Origin of the sequence: Pseudomonas frederiksbergensis, assembly GCF_003732665.1 — a bacterium.
GTDB lineage: Bacteria > Pseudomonadota > Gammaproteobacteria > Pseudomonadales > Pseudomonadaceae > Aquipseudomonas > Aquipseudomonas frederiksbergensis_G.
In genome coordinates, this window is the sequence record NZ_MOBP01000006.1 from 351,378 (window position 1) to 374,778 (window position 23,401).

Here is a 23,401-nt window from a genome sequence, read left to right on the forward strand (position 1 = left end):
TTTCGCGAGCAAGCCCGCTCCCACATTGGTTTTGGGTTGCCTGAAAAACTGCATTCCTTCATTGAGATCTCCATGTCCCAACCCCTCGGCCAACTCGCCTACGTGCTCCACAGCCGCGCCTACCGCGAGACCAGTGCGCTGGTGGATTTCCTCACGCCGCAAGGTCGGTTGCGGGCGGTGTTGCGCAGTGCGCGGGGCAAGGCCGGGACGCTGGCGCGGCCATTTGTGCCGCTGGAAGTCGAGTTCCGTGGGCGTGGCGAGCTGAAAAATGTCGGGCGCATGGAGAGTTCGGGGACGTCGACCTGGCTGATCGGTGAAGCACTGTTCAGCGGTCTCTACCTCAATGAACTGCTGATTCGCCTGCTGCCGGCGGAAGACCCGCACCCCGGTGTCTTTGATCACTATGCGGCAACGCTGCTTGCGCTGGCCGAAGGCCGTCCGCTGGAGCCGTTGCTGCGCTCCTTCGAATGGCGCCTGCTGGATGATCTCGGCTACGGTTTTGCGCTGAGCACCGACATCCACGGCGATCCCATCGCGTCGGACGGTCTCTACCGTTTGCAAGTGGACGCCGGGCTGGAACGGGTTTATCTGCTGCAACCCGGTCTGTTCAACGGCACCGAACTGCTGGCCATGGCCGAAGCCGACTGGACTGCGCCCGGTGCGTTGTCCGCTGCCAAGCGTCTGATGCGCCAGGCCTTGGCCGTTCATCTGGGCGGTCGTCCTTTGGTCAGTCGCGAACTGTTTCGCAAGCCCTGATCACCCCGTATGCTGTGCGCCGAATCTTTCAATTCAGGAGCGCTTCCGTGACCACCAGCAATCGCATTCTTCTTGGCGTGAACATCGACCACGTTGCCACCCTGCGTCAGGCCCGGGGCACTCGCTATCCGGACCCGGTCAAGGCAGCACTGGACGCGGAAGAGGCGGGCGCTGACGGCATCACCGTGCACCTGCGCGAAGACCGCCGACACATCCAGGAGCGCGACGTGCTGCTGCTCAAGGACGTGCTGCAAACCCGCATGAATTTCGAAATGGGCGTCACCGAAGAAATGATGGCGTTCGCCGAACGCATCCGCCCGGCGCACATTTGCCTGGTGCCGGAAACCCGCCAGGAACTGACCACCGAGGGTGGTCTGGACGTCGCCGGGCAGGAAGCGCGGATCAAGGCGGCGGTGGAGCGCCTGTCGAAGATCGGCTGCGAAGTGTCGCTGTTCATCGACGCGGACGAGCGGCAGATCGCGGCGTCCAAGCGTGTTGGCGCGCCAGCTATCGAGCTGCACACCGGCCGTTATGCCGATGCCGAGACGCCGACCGAGGTCGCCGAAGAACTCAAGCGAGTCGCCGATGGCGTGGCGTTTGGTTTGACCCAGGGCTTGATCGTCAATGCCGGTCACGGTTTGCACTATCACAACGTCGAAGCCGTGGCGGCGATCAAGGGCATCAACGAACTGAACATCGGCCATGCGCTGGTGGCCCATGCGTTGTTCGTCGGGTTCAAGTCGGCTGTTTCGGAGATGAAAGCGCTGATTCTGGCGGCGGCACTCAAGGGTTGAGATAGGCGGCGCTACCTTCGCGGGCAAGCCTCGCTCCTACAGGTTAGGTGATCTCCTGTAGGAGCGAGGCTTGCCCGCGAAAGCGTCATTGAATACACCAAAGATTTAAAGCGGCGGCGTTTCCTGGCTCGGCTTGGACTTGTCGATCCCGGGCACATGCAGGTTGCCTTCGGCCACTTGATCGCCTTCAAGCTGCGGCTGTGTCACCCAGGTCAGGATGTCGTAGTAGCGACGGATGTTCGCCACGAAGTGCACCGGCTCGCCGCCACGGGCGTAGCCATAGCGCGTCTTGCTGTACCACTTCTTCTCGGACAGGCGCGGCAGGATCTTTTTCACGTCCAGCCATTTGTCCGGGTTCAGCCCTTCCTTGGCCGCCAGTTTGCGTGCGTCATCCAGATGGCCGCTGCCCACGTTATAGGCCGCCAGGGCAAACCAGGTGCGATCCGGTTCCTGGATCGATTCGTCCAGTTGATCCTTCATGTAGGCCAGGTACTTGGCGCCGCCCATGATGCTTTGCTTGGGGTCGAGGCGGTTCGAGACGCCCATGGCTTGCGCGGTGTTCTGGGTCAGCATCATCAGGCCACGCACGCCGGTCTTGGACGTGACCGCCGCTTGCCACAGCGATTCCTGATACCCGATGGCCGCCAGCAGGCGCCAGTCGACTTTCTCTTTCTTGGCGTAGTTCTTGAAGTGCTGTTCGTATTTGGGCAGACGTTGCTGCAAGTGCTGGGCGAAGGTGGTGGCGCCCATGTAGCCGAGGACATCGACGTGGCCGTAATAACGGTCTTTCAGGCGTTGCAGGGTGCCGTTCTTCTGCACCTTGTCGAGGTAGGCGTTGATTTCGTTGAGCAGGCTGTTGTCTTCGCCAGCGGCCACGGCCCAGCTCTGGTTGCTGGCGTCACCCAGGTCGAAGGCAACCTGGATGTTGGGGAAGTAGACCTGGTTCATTGCCACTTCATTGGAGTCGACCAGGGTCAGGTCGATCTGGCCTTCATCCACCATCCGCAGCAGGTCGACGACTTCAACGGCGTCGGACTCCTCGTATTCAATGCCGGGGTATTTCTTTTTCAGCTCCGCCAATTGCTCGGCGTGGGTGCTGCCCTTGAGTACCATGATCTTCTTGCCGACCAGATCACCCGCATCGGTAGGCCGGGACTGGCCGTTGCGGTAGATGACTTGGGGGGTGACTTCCAGATAGGAGTGGGAAAACCGTACCTGCTTTTTGCGTTGTTCGCTGCTGACCAGGCCGGCAGCCGCCAGGACCGGGCCTTTGGGCTTGCCCACCTGGTTGAACAGGTCGTCGAGGTTGTCGGCGGTTTCGATTTCGAGCTTGACCCCCAGATCTTCGGCAAAGCGCTTCACCAGCTCGTATTCGAAGCCGGTTTCGCCGTTACGATCCTGGAAGTAGGTGGCGGGGCTGTTCCGGGTGATCACCCGCAGCACGCCATCCTCCTTTACGCGCTCCAGCGTGTTGGGTTTATCAACACAGCCACTGAGCATCAGGAAGAGTCCGGTTGCGATCAGCCATTTGGCGTACCGCGGACGCAAAGCCGTTGGGGAAAACATCTGCGCAGTATACGCAAAGGACCACGAGCGCCATATCTCGACAGCGAAGGGCGAGTCTGCTAGAGATTCGAAAACCACCCCGGAGCCCGCAGGAATGGGGCCGGACGGCATTTTGTGACAGAAAAAATAAGCCCTGGTATGCGCCTGTTTTGGGCCCGAATCCACGGCCCGACGTTCGGGTACGGCCGTGCGTACCGTTTCGGGTGATGTCGCGGGCGGTTTAGGCTAGAATGCACGGCCTCAAAGCACACCCCTTCCCGAGGCTGTCCCGAAGATGTTGATCCTGCGCGGCGCTCCTGCCCTTTCTGCCTTTCGCCACAGCAAACTCCTTGAGCAACTGAGCCAGAAAGTTTCGGCTGTCAGCGGCTTGTATGCTGAATTCGCTCACTTCGCCGAAGTTACCGGCGTCCTGACCGGCGACGAACAGCAGGTGCTTGCGCGCCTTCTGAAGTACGGCCCAAGTGTCCCGGTGCAAGAACCGACCGGTCGTCTGTTCCTGGTGTTGCCGCGTTTCGGCACCATCTCGCCATGGTCCAGTAAAGCCAGCGACATCGCTCGCAACTGCGGCCTGAGCAAAATCCAGCGCCTGGAGCGCGGCATTGCGTTCTATGTGGCTGGCCAGTTCAGCGACGCCGAAGCGCAACTTATTGCTGACGTGCTGCATGACCGCATGACGCAAATCGTGCTGGGCAACCTCGAACAGGCCGCCGGTCTGTTCAGCCACGCCGAACCCAAGCCCCTGACCGCGATCGACGTGTTGGGTGGCGGCCGCGCCGCGCTGGAAAAAGCCAACACCGAGCTGGGCCTGGCCCTGGCCGAAGACGAGATCGACTACCTGGTCAACGCCTTCGTCGGCTTGAAGCGCAACCCCCACGACATCGAACTGATGATGTTCGCCCAGGCGAACTCCGAGCACTGCCGTCACAAGATCTTCAACGCCAGTTGGGACATCGACGGCCAGAGCCAGGAAAAAAGCCTGTTCGGCATGATCAAGAACACCTACGTGATGCACAGCGAAGGCGTTCTGTCGGCTTATAAGGACAACGCTTCGGTGATCGTCGGCAACGTCGCCGGCCGTTTCTTCCCGGACCCTGAAACCCGCCAGTACGGCTCGGTGCAGGAACCGGTGCACATCCTGATGAAAGTCGAGACCCACAACCACCCGACCGCGATTGCCCCGTTCCCGGGCGCATCCACGGGTTCCGGTGGCGAGATCCGCGACGAAGGCGCGACCGGTCGCGGCGCCAAGCCCAAGGCTGGCCTGACCGGTTTCACCGTCTCCAACCTGCAAATCCCGGGCTTCGAACAGCCGTGGGAAGTGCCGTACGGCAAGCCTGAGCGCATCGTTACCGCGCTGGACATCATGATCGAAGGCCCACTGGGTGGCGCCGCGTTCAACAACGAATTCGGCCGTCCAGCCCTGACCGGTTACTTCCGTACCTTCGAACAGTCGATCACCACCCCCCGTGGTGACGAAGTTCGCGGTTACCACAAGCCGATCATGCTGGCCGGCGGCATGGGTAACATCCGTGCCGAACACGTCCAGAAAGGCGAAATCACCGTCGGCTCCAAGCTGATCGTGCTCGGCGGCCCGGCGATGCTGATCGGTCTGGGCGGCGGCGCGGCTTCCTCCATGGCCACCGGCACCAGCTCGGCGGACCTGGACTTCGCTTCGGTGCAGCGCGAAAACCCTGAGATGGAACGTCGCTGCCAGGAAGTCATCGACCGTTGCTGGCAACTGGGTGACAAGAACCCGATCAGCTTCATCCACGACGTGGGTGCGGGCGGTCTGTCCAACGCCTTCCCGGAACTGGTCAACGACGGTAACCGTGGTGGCCGCTTCGAACTGCGCAACATTCCAAACGACGAGCCGGGCATGGCCCCGCACGAAATCTGGAGTAACGAATCCCAGGAACGCTACGTTCTGGCGGTGGGCCCGGCGGACTTCGAACGCTTCCAGGCGATCTGCGAACGTGAGCGTTGCCCGTTTGCCGTGGTCGGCGAAGCCACTGCCGAACCGCAACTGACGGTCACCGACAGCCACTTCGGCAACAGCCCGGTGGACATGCCACTCGAAGTGCTGCTGGGCAAAGCCCCGCGCATGCACCGTTCGGCCGTTCGTGAAAACGAACTGGGCGACGACTTCGATCCTTCGACGCTTGAGATTGCAGACTGCGTTGAACGCGTTCTGCATCACCCGGCCGTGGCGAGCAAAAGCTTCCTGATCACTATCGGCGACCGCACCATCACCGGCCTCGTGGCCCGTGACCAAATGGTCGGCCCGTGGCAGGTTCCGGTGGCTGACGTTGCCGTGACCGCCACCAGTTTCGACGTCTACACCGGTGAAGCCATGGCCATGGGCGAGCGTACTCCGCTGGCCCTGCTGGACGCTCCGGCGTCGGGCCGCATGGCCATCGGCGAAACCCTGACCAACATCGCGGCTTCGCGCATCAACAAGATCTCCGACATCAAGTTGTCGGCGAACTGGATGTCGGCGGCCGGTCACCCGGGTGAAGACGCGCGTCTGTACGACACCGTGAAAGCGGTCGGCATGGAGCTGTGCCCGGACCTGGGCATTACCATTCCGGTGGGCAAGGACTCCATGTCCATGGCCACACGCTGGACCGACGAAGGTGTCGACAAGACCGTCACCTCGCCAATGTCCCTGATCGTGACCGGTTTCGCGCCAGTGGCTGACATCCGTCAGACCCTGACCCCGGAACTGCGCATGGACAAGGGCACCACCGACCTGATCCTGATCGACCTCGGCCGTGGCCAGAACCGCATGGGCGCCTCGATCCTGGCCCAGGTTCACGGCAAGCTCGGCTCGCAAGCGCCGGACGTCGATGATGCCGAAGACCTGAAAGCCTTCTTCGCCGTGATCCAGGGCCTCAACGCCGACGGCCACCTGCTGGCGTACCACGACCGTTCCGACGGTGGTCTGCTGACCAGCGTCGTGGAAATGGCCTTCGCCGGTCACTGCGGTTTGAGCCTGAACCTCGATGGCCTGGCAGAAACCTCCGCCGACATCGCCGCGATCCTGTTCAACGAAGAACTGGGCGCCGTGATCCAGGTTCGCCAGGACGCCACCCCGGACATCCTCGCGCAATTCAGTGCGGCAGGCCTGGGCGACTGCGTGTCGGTGATCGGTCAGCCGATGAACAACGGTCAGATCAACATCACCTTTAACGGTGAAACCGTGTTCGAAGGCCAGCGTCGTCTGCTGCAGCGCACCTGGGCGGAAACCAGCTACCAGATCCAGCGTCTGCGTGACAACGCGGACTGCGCCGAACAAGAGTTCGACGTGCTGCTGGAAGAAGACAACCCGGGCCTGAGCGTCAAGCTGAGCTACGACGTCAACCAGGACGTCGCCGCGCCTTACATCAAGAAAAACATCCGCCCACAGGTTGCCGTACTGCGTGAGCAGGGCGTCAACGGTCAGGTGGAAATGGCCGCAGCCTTCGACCGCGCCGGTTTCAACGCGATCGACGTGCACATGAGCGACATTCTGGCCGGCCGTGTCGACCTGAACGACTTCAAGGGCATGGTCGCTTGCGGCGGTTTCTCCTACGGCGACGTACTGGGTGCCGGCGAAGGCTGGGCCAAGTCCGCGCTGTTCAACAGCCGTGCTCGCGATGCGTTCCAGGGGTTCTTCGAACGTAACGACAGCTTCACCCTCGGCGTGTGCAACGGTTGCCAGATGATGTCCAACCTGCACGAACTGATCCCGGGCAGCGAGTTCTGGCCGCACTTCGTGCGCAACCGTTCCGAGCAGTTCGAAGCCCGCGTGGCAATGGTTCAGGTCCAGGAATCGAACTCAATCTTCCTGCAAGGCATGGCCGGTTCGCGCATGCCAATCGCCATCGCACACGGTGAAGGTCATGCCGAGTTCGAAAGCGAAGAAGCCCTGCTGGAAGCCGATCTGTCCGGTTGCGTGGCAATGCGTTTCGTCGACAACCACGGCAAAGTCACCGAAAACTACCCGGCCAACCCGAACGGCTCGCCGCGTGGGATCACCGGGCTGACCAGCCGCGATGGTCGCGTAACGATCATGATGCCGCACCCGGAACGCGTATTCCGCGCCGTGCAGAACTCGTGGCGTTCGGAAGACTGGAACGAAGACGCACCTTGGATGCGTATGTTCCGTAATGCTCGGGTCTGGGTAAATTAAGAGCGGGTGAACTAGGCCTGTGTACAAGCTCTGCTTTTTTGTTCCAACCAGTCACGTCGAAGACGTGAAAAGTGCCGTATTCGCCGCCGGTGGCGGGCGGATCGGCGCTTATGGTCACTGCGCATGGCAGGTGTTGGGCCTGGGTCAGTTTCGTCCACTGGATGGCAGTCAGCCGTTTATTGGCGAAGCGGGCCAGGTCGAGCAGGTTGAGGAATGGAAGGTTGAGCTGGTGGTGGCGGATGAGTTGATCGTGGCCGCAGTGGCTGCGTTGAAACTCAGCCATCCGTATGAGACGCCGGCTTATGAAGTGTGGCGGCTGGAGGATTTCTGATCCTACCGGCTCGCTGAAATGAGAAACCCGCTGATGCAGATCAGCGGGTTTTTTATTGCCCGCAGGTATGAACCTGTGAAGGTCAGCGGGCTTTTGATTTTGTAGTGTTTGTCAGGGCCTCTTCGCGAGCGAGCCCGCTCCCACAATGGTTCGGTGTACATAGCGCCAATGTAGGAGCGGGCTTGCTCGCGAAGGCGGACCATCAGGCGCCAGGGATCTTCACGGTGCGGGGACCAGGTTCACCTCCTGTTCGAGCATGTCGAGCAGGTCGAGCAGGTGTTTGAACCGGCGCGCCTGCTTGCCCCAGCGATTGATAAAAAACAGCCCGTTATCGTCGATCTCGATCGGGGTCGAAACGATGTCCCCGGATTTGGATTTGTGCAGCAAATTGATCTCTGCCGTGGACGGGCGTTCGATCAGGTAGTGCCCGGCGTGGATCAGTCTTGACCTGTCGACAGGGACGATGGCCGCCGCTCTTGGCATGGCGGCAATGCCCACTTCCAGTGTGTAGTCGCTGCGCAAAGCCCTCGTCGTCAGTGACTTGAGGTCGGTTTCCCAGAAGCCACGGTGGATGCTCCTGGCCCGTGCCAGCGTGGTATCCCTGACATGCAGGCTGGCCGCGCCGAGCATTTCCGCCAGCCCCGGGACCCCAAGGTTACTGTTGGTGTGGGCGCTGCCGACGAAGGCGATCCATTTGTGCTGGCCCTGTGTCGTCTGATCGGCGCGGATGACCTGGGCGGCGAAGTAGCTGAACATCTGGTTGCGGGCAAAATCCCCGTCCTCCATGCCTTTGATGTGATAGCTGGCGGTGCAGTCGATGGCCCTGACGCGGATGCCGTACTTGCCGGCCGCCTGGATCACTTGCGAATAAGTATCGGGGCCGCTGTAGAAGGGACCCATGTGGCCCACGTCCTGGTTTCTGAGGTAGGTCTTGAGCCGGTTGGGCATTTGTTGGGTCAGGTGAAATGCATCCAGGTGGGCCTGGTGCAGGTCGGTCAGCAGGTGTTCCACGTAAAGTGTTTTGAATCCCAGCTTTTTCAGGTTTTTCATCTGCTTTCTGAGCAGAGCCTTGCTCGACTCATGGCCATGGCCCTCGCCGATCACCAGCCCCGTCAGTGGGCTGTCGGCCACCTGTCTCAAAAACGATTCCACCGTTGTATTCGCCGTGACCTCGGGCAGTTCCGGCCTGGCGGGCGGCACGTAGTCGGCGAAAAAGCGCTCGGCGGTGGTTTTCAGGCTGGAGCGTCGCTCGAGAAAGGCCACGAACGGAACTTGCCCACTCTGACTCAAAGGCGCGTAACGGCTGTCCAGGCCATGGGGCCTGCTCGATAGGCGAGCAATGTCTTCCCGCAAGGGCGGGTCGATATCGAAATCGCTGAAATGCTGAACGCCGGGTTCGGGTGCGATGGCTGCTGGCGGGGTGCTCGGCTCGGGCGCCTTGTACGCAGTGGGCAGTGTCATGCGGTAGTCACCTTTGGCCAGTGCATCCCCGGGTATCGCGCCTGGGGTGTCGACCCAAATGCCCGCAGGTTGATCCAGCCCAACGTCTTCGACTCGCAGCGCCACAGCGTCTTGCAGGTCCGCCAGGCCAGGTGTCTGTTTGAATGTGCGCAGGCGCGACTGTTCAACCAGGGCGATCCAGCGTTCATCCGGGGTGTCGGCGACATCGGCGGCAATGACTTTGTGGGAATAGAAATTCCTCACGCCGTTGTCCCGTGGCGTGGTGGGCGAGGTCTCGCCCATGAGCAGGGCATCCTCCAGTTGATAACAGGTCGAGGCGTCCAGGGCGCGTATTTGCAAGCCCTTGTCCCTGGCCTTGCGCACCAGGGCGAGGTAGGAATACTCCGCGTCCGCCGCGTAACCGAGGGCTTTGTCCATGGCTTTGAGGTGCTTCTCGATGTGCTGCCAGGATTTGCCCGAGTTGAGTTTTTCCAGTTTTGCCGGGAAGACGTCACCCGGCAGGTATTCGACGTACAGACGCTTGAATCCCTTTTCGATCAGCCCATCCATATGCGCGATCAACAGCTGTTTGCTGGCAATGGAGCCCGGTACGGCGCCGATGATCAGGCTCTTGTTGCCGCTAAAGGTGTCGCTGGCGAGCCACTGCGCCATGGACAGGTCGGTCGGGACAGGTGGAACCTGGGTGACGGCGGGCAGGGGGACGTAATCCCTGAAAAACGCCCGGGCGTCTGTGCTCAGGCGCTCGACCTGTTGCAGGTAGGCGATGCGCGCATTGCCCAACTGTTTAACGGCGCTGTCCAGTACCGGTTGCGCCGAGGGGAACATCGATTCGCCCATATTGAGGATGCCGGCCCTGAACTGCGGGTCCAAGACGCCTTCAAGCTGATCCCGGTGTTGCGTCGGTATCCCATAGTCTTTGTGCGGCCCAGGGGTTTCCTGCACCGGTTGATATTTCGGTCGGCCGCCGGACACACCGCTGCGCACCAGATTACCGTCGGCATCCGGCGTGACCAGGCGCCCGGTCGAGGCCAATTGACCGTGCGGGTCCAGGCGATACAGCAAGTAGCGGCCGATGGCATCCGGGGTGTTCGTCGTCCAAAGGGCCCGCCCTTCGAAAAATACCGGGCGTATCTGCGTAGGGTGCAGCGCGGCGGGTTCCAGTTGGTGGATCAGTTGCATCGCGCGGCTTTGCTCGGCACTGGCGCTACTCAGGCGCAGCGATCGCGCCACGGGTTTGAGTGAGCGCAGGGCGGGACGCAAGTCGGTGAACAACGCGCCGGCACTGTTGAGCAGGTAACCGGCGAAATGCTCAAGCGCCGCCGACGTATCGCCCTGGTTGTACGCATGCAACGCGAGCATGGCGTCCTTGAACGCCAGCAGCAGGCCGGCGCTCAGGCTCAGGATCGGGAAGGGCGCGGTGGCAATCGCGGTCACCCATTCGACGCAAGTCCAGAGGATGCCGCCGATCATCTGGGCGCGGTTGGCGGTGGTCGCGGCAACGTCATCGATCTTGCGTTGCAGCTTCATGTTGTACAGCGCGTTGCGCAGGTCGGGCACCGGGGCCACCGTGCGGGTCGAATCGTAGCGCGCAGGGCTGACGCTGGTGCTGTCCAGTTGTTCGGGCAGTTGTTGTTTGGCGTCCTCCAGAAAGGCGCGAACCCGGGTCTGGGATTGCACGCCGACCCGTTGGGTGAGGTAGGCGAGCATGCCGGACTGTTTTTTCAGCAGGTAGTTGAACAGCCTGGCTTGGCGGAAGCCGATGCCGTCGGGGGCCTGCGGGGTGTAGAGCAGGACCGGGTTGTCGCCATGGCTGAACAGCCAGGTGTCGATGACCCATTCACCGTCGATCATCAAACGATGGACTGCGTAGCGGTGGCGCGTTTGCGGCGAGGTCTCGCCGAGGCTGGCGATGCTGCGCTCGAGCCATTGCAGGTCGGCGCTGCTGAGGTGTCCTTGTTGCTGGCACTCCAGCGCGGCACATTGCATCTGGTGCTGGGTGATGACCAAGGTGACGTTGCGTCTCAAGTCATAGCCGGGGCTTTCAGGGCTTTGCAGTTCAGCCTTGACCTTGTCGATGTAGCGCTGGCCGATCCACACGCCGGTGATCGAACGCGCAACTTTTTCGGCAGTCAGCAGACTCAGGTCCACACCCGGCGGGCCTTTGAATCGTGCCGAGCGCGAGAATTTTTCATCGAGAAAACCCACGCCGTCGGCGTAGCCATCGCGGTACAACTGGGTATACGTCAGCGGTGCAGGTGTCCAGTTGCCGACAATCGCGGGTGGCGACAAGGCCCACACGGTATCTGGATCGACATCATTGGCGGTGCGCTGGAGCAGTGCGTTCAAGCTTTTCCTGGCCTGCTCATGCAGGTAAGCATCGAAGCCCGGAAAGCGCTTTTGCGACAACGGATGATCGTCGAAGGTACGCAAGGTACCTTCGGCGTCCTCGGCCAGTGTCGCGAGCTTGCGCCGGGTTTCGACGCTGGCCGAGCGATACCAGAGCGGCGTGCTGAAGTCGTAGTCGTCGACCCGCGTGGCCAACAGATGGGCGGCCATCGACTTCAGGCAATCACCCTGGCTGGCGGCCACCGCGAAGGTGACCTCGTTTTGCTGCTGCGCCCCCGGCTTGTCGCTGAGGCCGGACAAGACCTGTTGCATGCTGTGACGAAACCGCAGGGGGGCGCGGCTGATCAAGTAGTCGCCCATGCCGCCAACTGCGACGTCCCGGGCCCAGCCGAGCAGATGCTGCTGACAGGCGAGCTCAGTGTCGAAAGCCTGGAATTGCTGGTCCCGTGGCGCCTGCGGCGTGCAAAGCAGCAGGCGCGTGATCGCCCCGCCGGCGTCAACCTGGCGCAGCACCCACAAGTCCTGAAGCTGCGCGCCGTGCAGTGACAGCGTGCCCGCGCCGAGGGTGGCGGCGCTCAGTTGCGGATCGCTGCCGGCGCGCAGGCGCTGGATCAGCTGGAAGTCATCCTCCTGCAAATGACCTTGCATCACGGCGGTGAAGGCCAGGGCATTGATCCGCTGATCGAGCATATGTTCGATGGCTTGCTGGAGTTCGGGCCGGGCATGCAGTTGTGTTTGCACGTTGGCAAAGTCGACTCGGGGTTGCAGGGTCGCCAGTTGTTGCGCGAGCCACGCCGGGGTCAGGTCCTTGTACGACTCGGGCAAGGACGCGTCGCGGTAGCGCAGGGTGGTTTTTTCCAGGAAGTCCGACCCCGGGAGGTCGTCGCCGGTGTGCAGGCCACGCAGGGCCAGGTCGATCAGGTTGTGCTGATGTTCATAAACGCCGAAACCGGGGACGTGACGACGGGTGCTGATCCACAGGTGTTGCGGCTCCAGGTCATGAATCTCCAGATCATCGCCGAGCCGTTCAAGCCATTGGTGACGGGCCAGGGATTGAGGATCGGTTGCCGGCCCCAGCAGATCCAATAGACCCTGGCGCGCCTGATTGTAGTGCCCGAGGTGAACGGCCAATTCAGCCCGCCGGGTTGCACTGGCGCTGCGATACCAGTCCGGTGCGCTCATTCGCAAGCTCCGTTCGAGCAGGGTTTGCGCACGCAATTCCAGACGCAGGGTGAGGTCCGGCAGGGACGAACCGATGGCGCGGTCGAGGGCGCTGGTTAACCGGGCCGGGTCTTGCTCCAGGTTGTCGTTGAAACTCAACGCCCGCTCGATGTCCTGAGTGCGCTTGGCAATCTTGGCGTCGTACAGGTGTTCAAACAACGGCGCGCTGTCGATGGGTGACAGCTGCAACGGCCTGATCCCCGCCGCACTCAAGGCGTGAAAGCGTACAGGCAGCATCTGCAGGAATTCGTCCCGGGCGGCGGCGTGCAGCATGTGTTGCTGCAGATGACGGTCCAGCTCGGCCAGGGAATCGAAGGACTCAATCCCCCGCGAGGGCGTGAACAGCAAGACATGGCCAACGTTTTGCGCGTCGGACAAGTCGTTTACCACCGGGCTGTTTTTTTCCGTGGCGACAAAGGCACCGGCCAGTTCGACGGTGTGGTCCTGATAACTGAACTGCAAGGCGTACAGACCTGGACGCAGGGGCGGCGCCAGCGTCAGGCTCGCCAGCATCTGGCCGGCCTGGGGATGCAGCAGGCGATCCTGCACGTCCAACCGGGCTTCGTTTTCGATGGCGGTGAACCCGGCCTCAAAAATCATGAATGACTTGGCGGGCTTGCCATCGATCAGCTCGCGCAGGTCCATGTTCGCCAAGTGCGTGTTGAGCGAGGTCTTGACGGTGGCGAGCAGCGCCTTGCCCGCCGCGCTTTGCAGGTCGCTGCCTGCCAGCGCTTGATAGTGGGTACGGCTGCGACGCATAAACTGCTCGCGGTAATTCTTCAAAAGCCCGTTCAGGCGATTCAGGTAGACCTGCTCGGCCGAAGGTTTCGGGTCGGGCAGCAATGGGGTTTCGGTCTTGAGCAGATGATGACCGATCTGATTGAGATAGCCCTTGATCTCTTCAAAGGACGGTGCGGCGGTGGGTGTGCTCATCGGCACAATCTCCAGGCTGGTGGGAATTACCTTCAGCTTGGAGTGGGGGGCGTGGGCGATGGCGGTACATAGTTACCGCCATTTGCTGCTTGGGATGTGTATGTCAGACGGTTAAACATCGGTTGTTTAAAACGTGTTCGAAGTTACTTCCCGAGACCTACAAAATCTTGCGCCGTTGCCTACGGCTACGCCAGAATCCGCCGGCTTGTGCGCCTCGGGGCTGCTCGGTAACTTTATTCCCGTCACTGCCCATCAGTGATCGGGTTTAGCAGCCCGGGAGATTTATCTAACAAGTTGCACAAGCGCCATCAGTCAGGCATCCCCACGCTTGCACTCAATGGTAGCTGTGCGCAGGGCGCCTTCGGGCGCGCCGGCTTTGTTAGATTCCCCGGTCTGCTAACCTGCGTACAGCTGCCTCCCTCTCGTTTAGCAGCAGGAGGGCTGGCACCGCATCAGAGAGAATCTGACCTATGTCTGAAGTGACCCCCGATCCGCCAGAAACCGACCCGACATCCCCGCAACAACCCGAATCACAACCACGCGACATCCCCTCATTCGCCGACATCAAAGCCACACCGCGCAAACCCTGCACCCTGTTTGCCGTTAATCCAAACGCCAGCAGCGAAACCCTGATGACCTACCTGGTCGAGACACTGGCCTCGGTCGACGTGATGGTCCACAACCTGGTGGACCTGCTGGACGGCAGCTCACGCAACGCCCTGCTGGGCATCTCCAACAGCGTGATGCTGGCGGAAATCACCGCGAACCGGGTGCTGGATCAGATCGACCCGCGTGAATAGACCCGGCCCCTTCGCGAGCAAGCCCGCTCCCACATTTGTCCGGTGTACGCAGTTCCAATGTGGGAGTGCTCAGCACTCTCACCAATATCCTGCAAGACTACCTGGAGACCACAGATGGCAACGCCCCATAGCGGTCACATCCTTTCATCCGCCTTGGACACCCTGGTCAAAAAGCCTTTGAATCAAGCCGATGACGCGGCACTGGTGAGTGCAGCTAAGGTTGTCTGGTATTCGAAGGATGATCTGGTGAGTGAAGTCGAAACCTTCCTCAGTCGTCACGGGGATGAGCTCGAAGTTCGCCGTGCTGGGTACTTGCTTGAGCGGTTCACGCGCTTTGCGTGTGTTTCTGAAAGCCGTGTATTGGAAACTTTCGGCGCTCTTAAGCTTTTTTTAAGCTCGACACCCAGGCTGGAGGTGCGGTCGCAGGTAGCGGCTGTTCCGCTTCGCAGGCGGCGCGATGAACTGGCGGTTTCCTGGGGGCTGAGTGAGGGGTTGGGGCTGAAGGCTCAGACGCTGATGCCTTTCCAGACTCGACATTACGAAGCTGAGCAGCATGCGTCGTCTGTTTGAGCTGATCTGCCTGGAGGTTTCGGTGTTGGTCAGGGCCCCTTCGCGGGCAAGCCTCGCTCCTACAGGGGAATGCAATCAACCTGTAGGAGCGAGGCTTGCCCGCGAAGACGGAGGGTCAGGCGCCGAAGATCTAAACCTTTGCACTCACCTCACTGCGATTGACCAACGCCTCCAACGCCCCACTCAAACTCTGTGCCTTGTCGCCAATCAGCAGATGCCAAACCCCACCCTCCAACTGGCTGACACCCTGGCAGCCCAGCTCCTTCAACTGACACTCCGACAACGCCTTGCCATCCGCCAGGTGCAGGCGAATCCGGGTCATGGCGACGCAATCCATTTGCAGCACATTGTCGCCACCGCCCAAGGCATTCAGCCATTGCTGCGCTTCCGGCACGGCGACAGGTTTTGCCTCTTCGACTATAGCGGCAGGGGTGCTGATCACTGCGCGACCCAACGCCGGCATCGCCAGTCGAATTTCATCGGCAATGCTGTCCGCCATGGGGCCGACCACCACCTGCAAACTCCCGCCCTTGCCCGGACGCACCACGGCCATCGCACCCAGTGCTTTCAACTCGGCATCGTTGGCCTTGTTGCGATCCACCATGTCCAGGCGCAAGCGCGTGGTGCAGGCGCCGACGGTGATCAAGTTCGCAGCACCACCCAACGCCTTGATATAGGCCCCGGCGCGCTCGTTTTCCGTGAACACGACCCGCTCGGCTGAAGCCACGTCTTCACGCCCCGGCGTCTTCAGGTTGAAGCGACGAATGCAGAAATCGAACACCAGGTAGTAGATCGCCGCATAGGCCAGCCCGACGGGAATCACCAACCAGCCATTGGTGGATTTACCCCAGCCCAGCACCATATCGATGAAACCACCGGAGAAGGTAAACCCGAGGTGGATGTTCAGCATGTTGGTGATGGCCATCGACAAACCGGTCAGCACGGCGTGCACCAGATACAGCATCGGCGCAAGGAACATGAACGCAAACTCAATCGGCTCGGTCACACCGGTCAGGAACGAGGTCAGCGCCATCGACAGGAAGATCCCGCCCATGACTTTGCGCCGCTCCGGCAAGGCATTGCGGTACATCGCCAGGCACGCGGCGGGCAGGCCGAAGATCATCATCGGGAACATGCCGGTCATGAACTGGCCGCCCTTCGGATCGCCAGCAAAGTAGCGCGACAGGTCGCCGGTGACGATGGCGCCGGTGGTCGGGTCGGTGAAGTTGCCGAACACGAACCACGCCATGTTGTTAAGGATGTGGTGCAGGCCGGTGACGATCAGCAAGCGGTTGAACACGCCGAAAACGAACGCGCCGAAACTGCCGCTTTCCATCATCAGCGCACCGAAACTATTGATGCCTTGCTGGATCGGTGGCCAGACCAGGCCGAAGACCAGGCCCAGGCCGACGGCGGCAAACCCGGTGACAATCGGCACGAAACGCCGCCCACCGAAGAACGCCAGGTACTCCGGCAATTTGATGTCCTTGAAGCGGTTGTACAGCGCGCCGGCCATCAAGCCGCTGACGATCCCGGCGAGCATGCCCATGTTGATGCTGGCATCGAGCACCTTGAGGGTCGAGACCATCACCAGGTAACCAATGACCCCGGCCAGACCCGCCGTGCCGTTGTTGTCCTTGGCGAAGCCGACCGCGATGCCGATGGCGAAGATCATCGCCAGGTTGGCGAAGATCACCTGGCCGGCGTCGTGGATGATCGCGATGTTCAGCAGATCGGTGTCGCCCAGGCGCAGCAACAGACCGGCGATGGGCAAGATCGCGATCGGCAGCATCAGCGCGCGACCGAGGCGCTGCAAGCCTTCAATGAAGTATTGGTACATGGCGTTTCTCCCTGGATTCTTGTTTTAGTTGTTCAGCTCAGAGGCCAATGTTGGTGGCAGGCGTGACGCACCGCGCTGGCGCTGCTCAACTTGAGCAAGCCTTGGCTGATGCGTCGGCATTCGCTGGCGTCCAGGTGCCGGACGCGGTCCTTGATTTCACCGATCTGCACCGGGCTCACCGACAACTCGCTGACCCCCAGACCAATCAGTACCGGCGTGGCCAGCGGATCGGAGGCGAGTGCGCCGCACACTCCGACCCAACGGTTGTGCACCGCCGCGCCGGCGCAGGTCTGCGCGATCAATCGCAGCAACGCCGGGTGCAAGGCATCGACCCGGGAGGCGAGGCCGGCGTGGTCGCGGTCCATGGCCAGGGTGTATTGGGACAAATCGTTGGTGCCGATGGACAGGAAGTCCGCATGCTCGGCCAGTTGCTCGGCCAGCAGCGCGGCGGCCGGGACTTCGATCATCACGCCAAGCTCCGGGCGTTGAGTCAGCTCCAGCTCGGTGCACAAGGCATCGAGGCGTTGGCGGATATGCAGCAACTCATCGACTTCGGTGACCATCGGCAACAGGATCCGGCAGCGCGACAACGGGCTGACGTGCAGTAGCGCCCGCAGTTGCTGATCGAGCAGTTCCGGGCGGACCTGGGCCAGGCGAATTCCGCGCAGGCCGAGCACCGGGTTCGCTTCGGCGGGCAGGGGAAGATAGTCGAGCTGCTTATCGCCGCCGACGTCGATGGTGCGGATGATCACCGACTTGTCGCCCATGGCGTCGAGTACGGATTGATAGGCGAGGCGTTGTTCCTGCTCGTCCGGCGCGGTGTTGCGATCCACGAACAGAAACTCGGTGCGCAACAGGCCGACGCCATCGGCGCCGTTGGCCAAGGCATCTGCCGCTTCCGCGCTGGAAGCGACGTTGGCCGCGACCTCGACGTGCAAGCCATCGAGGGTCAACGCCGGGGTGTGGGCCTTGGCTTGTTGCTGGGCGCGGCGTTGTTGGTGATCGAGTTGCGCCTGCTGCACCTCGGCCAGACGTTCGGTGCTCGGCGTCAGTTCGAGGCGCCCGCCGTCGGCATCCAGCACCACCGCTTGGGCTTGCACCTGATCCAGCAGCGTCGAACCCAATGCCACTAGGCATGGCAAGCCTTTGCCCCGCGCCAGAATCGCCACATGAGAGGTCGCACCACCAGCCGCCATGCACAGGCCCGCAACGCCATGCTGACTGAGTTGCAGCAAGTCGGACGGGGTCAGTTCATGGGCGGCGACGATGGCGCCGGGCGGAATGTCGTAGTGCCAGGTTTCCCCCAGAAGGGCGCGCAGCACCCGTTGCTTGAGGTCGCGCAGATCGTTGGCGCGCTCGGCCAGCAATGGGCTGCCGAGTTGCTGCAGCACCTCGCACTGCACGTCGATGGACTGGCTCCAGGCGTGAGTCGCGGCGCTGCCTTGGTCGATGGAGTGCGCCGCTGCGTCGAGCAGTGCCGGGTCTTCGAGCAAAGCGAGGTGCGCGGCGAAGATCGCTTCTTCGTCGGTGTTTTTGTGCTTGCGGGCCTGGGTCAGGGTGTGGTCGATTTCGCTGCGCACGACGCTCAATGCCGTGTCGAGGGCTTGCAGTTGTTGCGCGGGATCGTGGCTGCCGGCGTCCACCGGCAGGCTGATTGCGTTCAAGCGAAACAGCGGCCCGGCGACCAGACCGGGTGCGGCGCAAACGCCGTGCAACACGCCCGCTTCGGCAGGGCGATTGCGCTGGGCAATCGGCGCTGGCGCAGCGGTGTGACTGTCCTGCGCGAGTGCTGTGGATAACGCGGTCAACAACGCTTGCAACGCCGCTTCGGCATCCGGCCCCTGGCTGCTGACCTGGACTTCTTCCTGCTCGCCGACGGCCAGGCTCATGATCCCGATCAAGCTGTCGCAGGACGCCGACTTTCCAGCGAAATGCAGCTGCGACTTGCTCTTGAAACCTTGCGCGGTCTGCCGAATCAACGCCGCTGGCCGGGCGTGCAAACCACCGCGATGGGCGATGCGGATATGGCCGTGGACCTCGGCGCCGGACAAGTCAACTTCAACCGGCACGCCACTGGCCAGTCGCCGCACGATATGCAGTAACGGATCGCCGACCTTCACCGATTTCAACGTGATCGGCCGCGCCTGGAAGTCCTGGCTGTTGGTCAGGATCATCAGGCTGACCAGGCTTTTGCACTGCTGCGCGACCTTGTCCAGGTCATAGCGCAACAGCGGCTGGCCGTTGGCGACGCGTGCGCCTTCCTTGACCAACATCGAAAAGCCTTCTCCCTGCAACTCGACGGTGTCGAGGCCCAGGTGCAGCAGCAGCTCGGCACCGTTGTCGGCGCGCAAAGTCACCGCGTGGCCGGTACGGGCGACGTGTACTACCACCCCGGCGCAAGGGGCGTGGAGGGTGTCGTTCAATGGATCGATAGCAATCCCGTCACCCATGGCGCCACTGGCGAACACCGGGTCCGGGACTTTGGCGAGCGTGAGCACCGGGCCGCTGAGCGGGGCGCTTAAGGTCAGCTCTTTATTATTGTTGTGCATGGCTCGGTACTCATCATTAAACAATTCGGTTCGGATAAACGCGTCCCCGTAGGAGCTGTCGAGTGAAACGAGGCTGCGATCTTTTGATTTTGATGTTTAAAAGCAAGATCAAAAGATCGCAGCCTTCGGCAGCTCCTACGGGTTATTCATCCGCCATCAAAGACGCGATCGACTCAATGGGTGCGGGTCACTTTGCTCAAGTACCGTGGCTGGTCCGGGTCCATGCCCCGGGCGACGGCCAGACCGGCGGCCATGACGTAGAAGCTCTGGATCGCCAGGATCGGATCGAGGACCGGGTGTTCGGCGCGGGTCAGGGTCAGGTCGCGTTCAGTGACGTCATCGGGTGCGGCCAACAAGACGCGGGCGCCGCGCTGGCGCATGTCGGCGGCCAGGCTGAGCAAACCGGCCTGTTCGGCGCCACGCGGGGCGAACACCAGCAATGGGTATTGCTCGCCGATCAACGCCATCGGGCCGTGACGCACTTCGGCGCTGCTGAAGGCTTCGGCCTGGATCGCCGAGGTTTCCTTGAATTTCAGTGCGGCTTCCTGGGCGATGGCAAAACCGGCGCCACGGCCGATCACCATCAGGCGCTGGCAGTCGCGCAGGGCGTCGATGGCCAGGCTCCAGTCCTGTTGCGCCGCTTCGCGCAAACCTTCCGGTAGAGCATTGCCGGCTTCGAGCAATTCCACGTCGTCTTTCCAGTGCGCGATCAACCGGGCGCTGGCGCTGAGGGTGGCGATAAAACTCTTGGTCGCGGCGACGCTGCTTTCGGTGCCGGCCAGCAGTGGCAGGCTGAATTCACACGCGGCTTCCAGTGGCGAGTCCGCCGCGTTGACCATGGAAATGCTCAGGGCGCCACGCTTGCGCAACAGGCGCAGGCTGTTCACCAGGTCCGGACTTTGCCCCGATTGCGAGAAGGCGAACGCTACCTGACCGCTGACCTTTAACGGCGCCTGCTGCATGGTCACCACCGACATCGGCAACGACGCCACCGGAATCCCCAGTTGCTGCATGGTCAGGTAGGCGAAGTAACTCGCCGCATGGTCGGAGCTGCCACGGGCCACGGTCATCGCCACTTGCGGCGGCTGACGGCGCAGGCGCCCGGCGATTTCGATCATCTGCGGGTCGAGTTGCTGCAGTTGGGCTTGCACGGCCTCGAACGAGGACAGCGCCTCTTCAAGCATTTTTGAAGTCAATGTCTTCTCCTTCGACCATGACGGCGGTCAGTGTGAGTGAGCGATCCAGCCGCACGCAGTCGGCCCAGGCGCCGGGTTGCAGGCGTCCGCGTTCGGTGATGCCGAGGTAGTCGGCGGGGAATTGCGAAAGGCGTTGCGAGGCTTCGGCGATGGGCAAACCGATCTTCACCAGGTTGCGCAACGCTTGATCCATGGTCAGGGTGCTGCCCGCCAGCGTGCCGTCGGCCAGGCGCACGCCGCCCAGGCATTTGGTCACGGTGTGGCTGCCGAGCTTGTATTCACCGTCGGGCATACCGGCGGCTGCGGTCGAATCGGTGACGCAATACAGGCACGGGATCGAGCGCAGGGCCACGCGCATGGCGCCGGGGTGTACGTGCAGCAAATCCGGAATCAGCTCGGCGTATTTGGCGTGGGCGAGGGCTGCGCCGACGATGCCGGGCTCGCGGTGATGCAGCGGGCTCATGGCGTTATAGAGGTGGGTGAAACTGCTGGCGCCGGCCTCCAGCGCCGCCACGCCTTCCTCGTAACTGCCCAGGGTGTGGCCGATTTGCATGCGCACACCGCGAGCGCTGAGGGCGCGGATCAATGCGTCATGGCCGGCGATTTCCGGGGCGATGGTGATCACGCGAATCGGCGCCAAGGCCAGGTACGCTTCGACTTCGGCCATCAGCGCGGTGTGGGCGAAATTCGGTTGGGCCCCGAGTTTGCCGGGGTTGATGTACGGGCCTTCAAGGTGCACGCCGAGGACCCGGGCGCTGCCAGTCGGGCGCTGCTCGCAATACTCGCCGACGGCTTTGAGCACGCTGGAAATCTCTTCGCTCGGCGCAGTCATGGTGGTGGCCAGCAGCGAGGTGGTGCCGAAACGCACATGGGTTTTGGTGATGGTTTCGAAGGCCGCGGCGCCTTCCATGATGTCTTTGCCGCCGCCGCCGTGAACGTGCAGGTCGATGAAACCCGGCAGCAGGTAAGGCAAGTCGTTGTCCGCCGGATCGCAGGGCACGCCTTCGATGGACACGACTTTGCCGTGTTGGTGAATCAGCCGGCCGCGAACCCAGCCGTGGGCGGTGAGGATGTTGTCTTCGGACATGATCGGTTCTCGGTAGCGTACTTAGCGGCGAAGCTCTGCGACAAAGTCGTAGTAGTCGTTGCGGCAATAGGTGTCGGTGACTTCGATGGGCGTGTTGTCTTCCAGGTAGCCGACCCGGGTCATCAGCAACATGGCGGTGCCCGGCGCGATGCCCACCAGCGCGGCGAATTCGTCCGAGGCGTTGATCGCCTGGATGTGTTGCAAGGCGCGGACAATCGGTTTGCCGATGCCGTCGAGGTATTCGTAGAGGGAATCGCCCACCGCTTGCGGCTTGGGGATGATCGAAGCGGGCAGGGTGCTCATCTCGATCGCCATCACCGTGTCGTCGGCTTTACGCAGGCGTTTGAGCCGCGCGACTTTGTCGTTGGGCGAGAGGCCGAGGCGGATCAGTTCTTCGTGGGTCGGCGGGGTGATTTCCCGCTCCAGCCATTGCGAACCGGGGACGAACCCCTTGAGCCGCAGCATTTCGCTGAACCCGGAGAGACGCGACAGCGGTTGTTCAAGGCGTGGGGTGATGAAGGTGCCGGAACCCTGGTTACGGCGGATCAGGCCTTGCTCGAACAGCACTTCCAGCGCCTTGCGTGCGGTGACGCGGGAGATGCCCAACGATTCGCAGAGGCTGCGCTCCGACGGCATCGCCTGCTCGGCTTTCCATTGGCCGGCGTGGATCGCCGCTTCCAGATTGCGCGCCAGTTGCAGGTACAGCGGCGTCGGCTGGGTCTCATCAGGACGTAGGGCCTGGATGTCATTCATGTAGGTCTTTTCCGATGCGGATATTGGATTGTTGTCGCCCGGTTGTAGGACGGAAGCTAATACCACTTAAATACCATGTCAATGAGACCACTTTCCTTCAGGCTTAGGAAAACCGGGCCTGTTGGGCTTGTTTAGAGGGGGGTGGTTTTAAGTGGTATTAGCGGTGGGGGTTTTTGAGGCAAAGATCGCAGCCTTCGGCAGCTCCTACGGAGGGAATTGGTATCAACCCTGTAGGCGCTGCCGATGGCTGCGATTTTTTGATTTATTTTTTCGAAGGGCGACGGAAGGTAGCGGGCAGACCACGATTGTTGAGTCTGCGCAGGACTCTGTGGCGAGGGAGCTTGCTCCCGCTGGGGCGCGAAGCGGCCCTGAAATCAGCGAATGCGGTGCCAGATCAGATTGGGGGGCCGCTTCGCAGCCCAGCGGGAGCAAGCTCCCTCGCCACAGAAGCTCACTCGCCATTTGCGAAGGGGATTACGGCCGAATCTCGATCATCGTGCCATCCGGCACCAATCCCCATACTTCGCGCATGTCCATGTTGCGCATGGCGATGCAGCCGTCGGTCCAGTCCAGGGTGTGGAACAGGTTTTCCGGGTAGTCGTAGGTATCAGGCGTGCCGTGGATCATGATCATGCCGCCGGGATTGACCCCTTCGCGCCGGGAGCGGTCGGCATCGTCGCGGTTCGGGTAGGAAATGTGCATCGCCAGGTTGTAGCGGTCACTGACCTTGCGCCAGTCCACCCAGTAAAAGCCCTCGGGCGTGCGCTTGTCGCCTTCCATCAGCTTGGTGCCCCGGGGGTTTTTACCCAGGGAAATGCGGTAGGTCCGCAGCGGTTTGCCGTCGGCGATCAATTGCAATTGATGGGCGGATTTGAGCACCAGCACTTTTTCGATGGGTTTGCCGTCCAGGGTGACCACGGTGGAGGCCTGGGACACCACAACGAACGACAGGCAAAACAGGGCAAGCAACCAGCGCATTGAAACGATATCCCTAGAGGTGTCGCGACTATTTATAAGGTGCAGCTAA

General features: G+C 61.8%; 14 protein-coding genes. 6 read left to right on the forward strand and 8 right to left on the reverse strand.

Annotated elements, in window-relative coordinates; all coding sequences use genetic code 11:
- Positions 1-72 precede the first annotated feature (72 nt).
- The gene (recO, locus tag BK665_RS11560) at positions 73-756 is read left to right on the forward strand and encodes a DNA repair protein RecO (RefSeq protein ID WP_375538929.1); all 684 of its coding nucleotides are present in this window, start codon (positions 73-75) and stop codon (positions 754-756) included.
- Positions 757-803: 47 nt separating this feature from the next.
- A complete protein-coding gene (gene pdxJ, locus BK665_RS11565; protein ID WP_123405554.1) occupies positions 804-1,550 on the forward strand; it encodes a pyridoxine 5'-phosphate synthase in 747 nt (248 codons plus the stop codon).
- 105 nt (positions 1,551-1,655) lie between these two features.
- Here the strand turns inward: pdxJ and mltF are convergent, their stop codons facing one another.
- Complete coding sequence (gene mltF, locus BK665_RS11570) at positions 1,656-3,116, reverse strand: membrane-bound lytic murein transglycosylase MltF (RefSeq protein WP_123405556.1); 1,461 nt, start codon at positions 3,114-3,116, stop codon at positions 1,656-1,658.
- Positions 3,117-3,390: 274 nt separating this feature from the next.
- On the opposite strand from mltF, the gene purL reads away from it, so the two are divergent.
- A complete protein-coding gene (gene purL, locus BK665_RS11575; protein WP_123405558.1) occupies positions 3,391-7,287 on the forward strand; it encodes a phosphoribosylformylglycinamidine synthase in 3,897 nt (1,298 codons plus the stop codon).
- A gap of 19 nt (positions 7,288-7,306) precedes the next feature.
- Positions 7,307-7,618, forward strand: a complete 312-nt coding sequence (locus tag BK665_RS11580; protein WP_123405560.1) for a YqfO family protein — start codon at positions 7,307-7,309, stop codon at positions 7,616-7,618.
- 219 nt (positions 7,619-7,837) lie between these two features.
- Here the strand turns inward: BK665_RS11580 and BK665_RS11585 are convergent, their stop codons facing one another.
- Entirely contained in the window at positions 7,838-13,579 is a 5,742-nt protein-coding gene (locus BK665_RS11585) for a membrane-targeted effector domain-containing toxin (RefSeq protein ID WP_123405562.1), read from the reverse strand.
- A 470-nt stretch (positions 13,580-14,049) separates the two neighbouring features.
- Between BK665_RS11585 and BK665_RS11590 the strand changes: the two genes are divergently transcribed.
- On the forward strand, positions 14,050-14,379 hold the full coding sequence (locus tag BK665_RS11590; RefSeq protein ID WP_123405564.1) for a DUF6124 family protein: 330 nt from the start codon (positions 14,050-14,052) through the stop codon (positions 14,377-14,379).
- Positions 14,380-14,493: 114 nt separating this feature from the next.
- Positions 14,494-14,949, forward strand: a complete 456-nt coding sequence (locus tag BK665_RS11595; RefSeq protein ID WP_123405566.1) for a hypothetical protein — start codon at positions 14,494-14,496, stop codon at positions 14,947-14,949.
- A gap of 130 nt (positions 14,950-15,079) precedes the next feature.
- Here BK665_RS11595 and nagE read toward each other — a convergent pair whose 3' ends face one another.
- The 6 genes from nagE to BK665_RS11630 all read right to left on the reverse strand — a co-directional run bounded on the left by nagE (position 15,080) and on the right by BK665_RS11630 (position 23,352).
- Complete coding sequence (gene nagE / locus BK665_RS11600; RefSeq protein WP_123405568.1) at positions 15,080-16,789, reverse strand: N-acetylglucosamine-specific PTS transporter subunit IIBC; 1,710 nt, start codon at positions 16,787-16,789, stop codon at positions 15,080-15,082.
- Between the two features lie 32 nt (positions 16,790-16,821).
- Positions 16,822-19,338, reverse strand: a complete 2,517-nt coding sequence (gene ptsP / locus BK665_RS11605) for a phosphoenolpyruvate--protein phosphotransferase (protein WP_123405570.1) — start codon at positions 19,336-19,338, stop codon at positions 16,822-16,824.
- Between the two features lie 173 nt (positions 19,339-19,511).
- Positions 19,512-20,534 (reverse strand): SIS domain-containing protein, encoded by a 1,023-nt coding sequence (locus tag BK665_RS11610; protein WP_123405572.1) that lies wholly within the window; start codon positions 20,532-20,534, stop codon positions 19,512-19,514.
- The gene (gene nagA, locus BK665_RS11615) at positions 20,515-21,621 is read right to left on the reverse strand and encodes an N-acetylglucosamine-6-phosphate deacetylase (protein WP_123405574.1); all 1,107 of its coding nucleotides are present in this window, start codon (positions 21,619-21,621) and stop codon (positions 20,515-20,517) included. The genes BK665_RS11610 and nagA overlap by 20 nt, the downstream gene beginning before the upstream one ends.
- Positions 21,622-21,642: 21 nt before the next feature.
- Positions 21,643-22,374, reverse strand: a complete 732-nt coding sequence (locus tag BK665_RS11620) for a GntR family transcriptional regulator (RefSeq protein WP_123405576.1) — start codon at positions 22,372-22,374, stop codon at positions 21,643-21,645.
- 474 nt (positions 22,375-22,848) lie between these two features.
- On the reverse strand, positions 22,849-23,352 hold the full coding sequence (locus tag BK665_RS11630) for a L,D-transpeptidase family protein (protein WP_123405578.1): 504 nt from the start codon (positions 23,350-23,352) through the stop codon (positions 22,849-22,851).
- Positions 23,353-23,401: the final 49 nt, after the last annotated feature.

Excerpts from the sequence above, each read along its gene's own strand:
- BK665_RS11585 (WP_123405562.1), bottom strand. The coding sequence starts at position 13,579 with ATGAGCACACCCACCGCCGCACCGTCCTTTGAAGAGATCAAGGGCTAT.
- BK665_RS11590 (WP_123405564.1), top strand. The coding sequence starts at position 14,050 with ATGTCTGAAGTGACCCCCGATCCGCCAGAAACCGACCCGACATCCCCG.
- BK665_RS11595 (WP_123405566.1), top strand. The coding sequence starts at position 14,494 with ATGGCAACGCCCCATAGCGGTCACATCCTTTCATCCGCCTTGGACACC.
- BK665_RS11630 (WP_123405578.1), bottom strand. The coding sequence starts at position 23,352 with ATGCGCTGGTTGCTTGCCCTGTTTTGCCTGTCGTTCGTTGTGGTGTCC.
- BK665_RS11620 (WP_123405576.1), bottom strand. The coding sequence starts at position 22,374 with ATGAATGACATCCAGGCCCTACGTCCTGATGAGACCCAGCCGACGCCG.
- mltF (WP_123405556.1), bottom strand. The coding sequence starts at position 3,116 with ATGTTTTCCCCAACGGCTTTGCGTCCGCGGTACGCCAAATGGCTGATC.
- nagA (WP_123405574.1), bottom strand. The coding sequence starts at position 21,621 with ATGTCCGAAGACAACATCCTCACCGCCCACGGCTGGGTTCGCGGCCGG.
- ptsP (WP_123405570.1), bottom strand. The coding sequence starts at position 19,338 with ATGCACAACAATAATAAAGAGCTGACCTTAAGCGCCCCGCTCAGCGGC.
- recO (WP_375538929.1), top strand. The coding sequence starts at position 73 with ATGTCCCAACCCCTCGGCCAACTCGCCTACGTGCTCCACAGCCGCGCC.
- nagE (WP_123405568.1), bottom strand. The coding sequence starts at position 16,789 with ATGTACCAATACTTCATTGAAGGCTTGCAGCGCCTCGGTCGCGCGCTG.
- purL (WP_123405558.1), top strand. The coding sequence starts at position 3,391 with ATGTTGATCCTGCGCGGCGCTCCTGCCCTTTCTGCCTTTCGCCACAGC.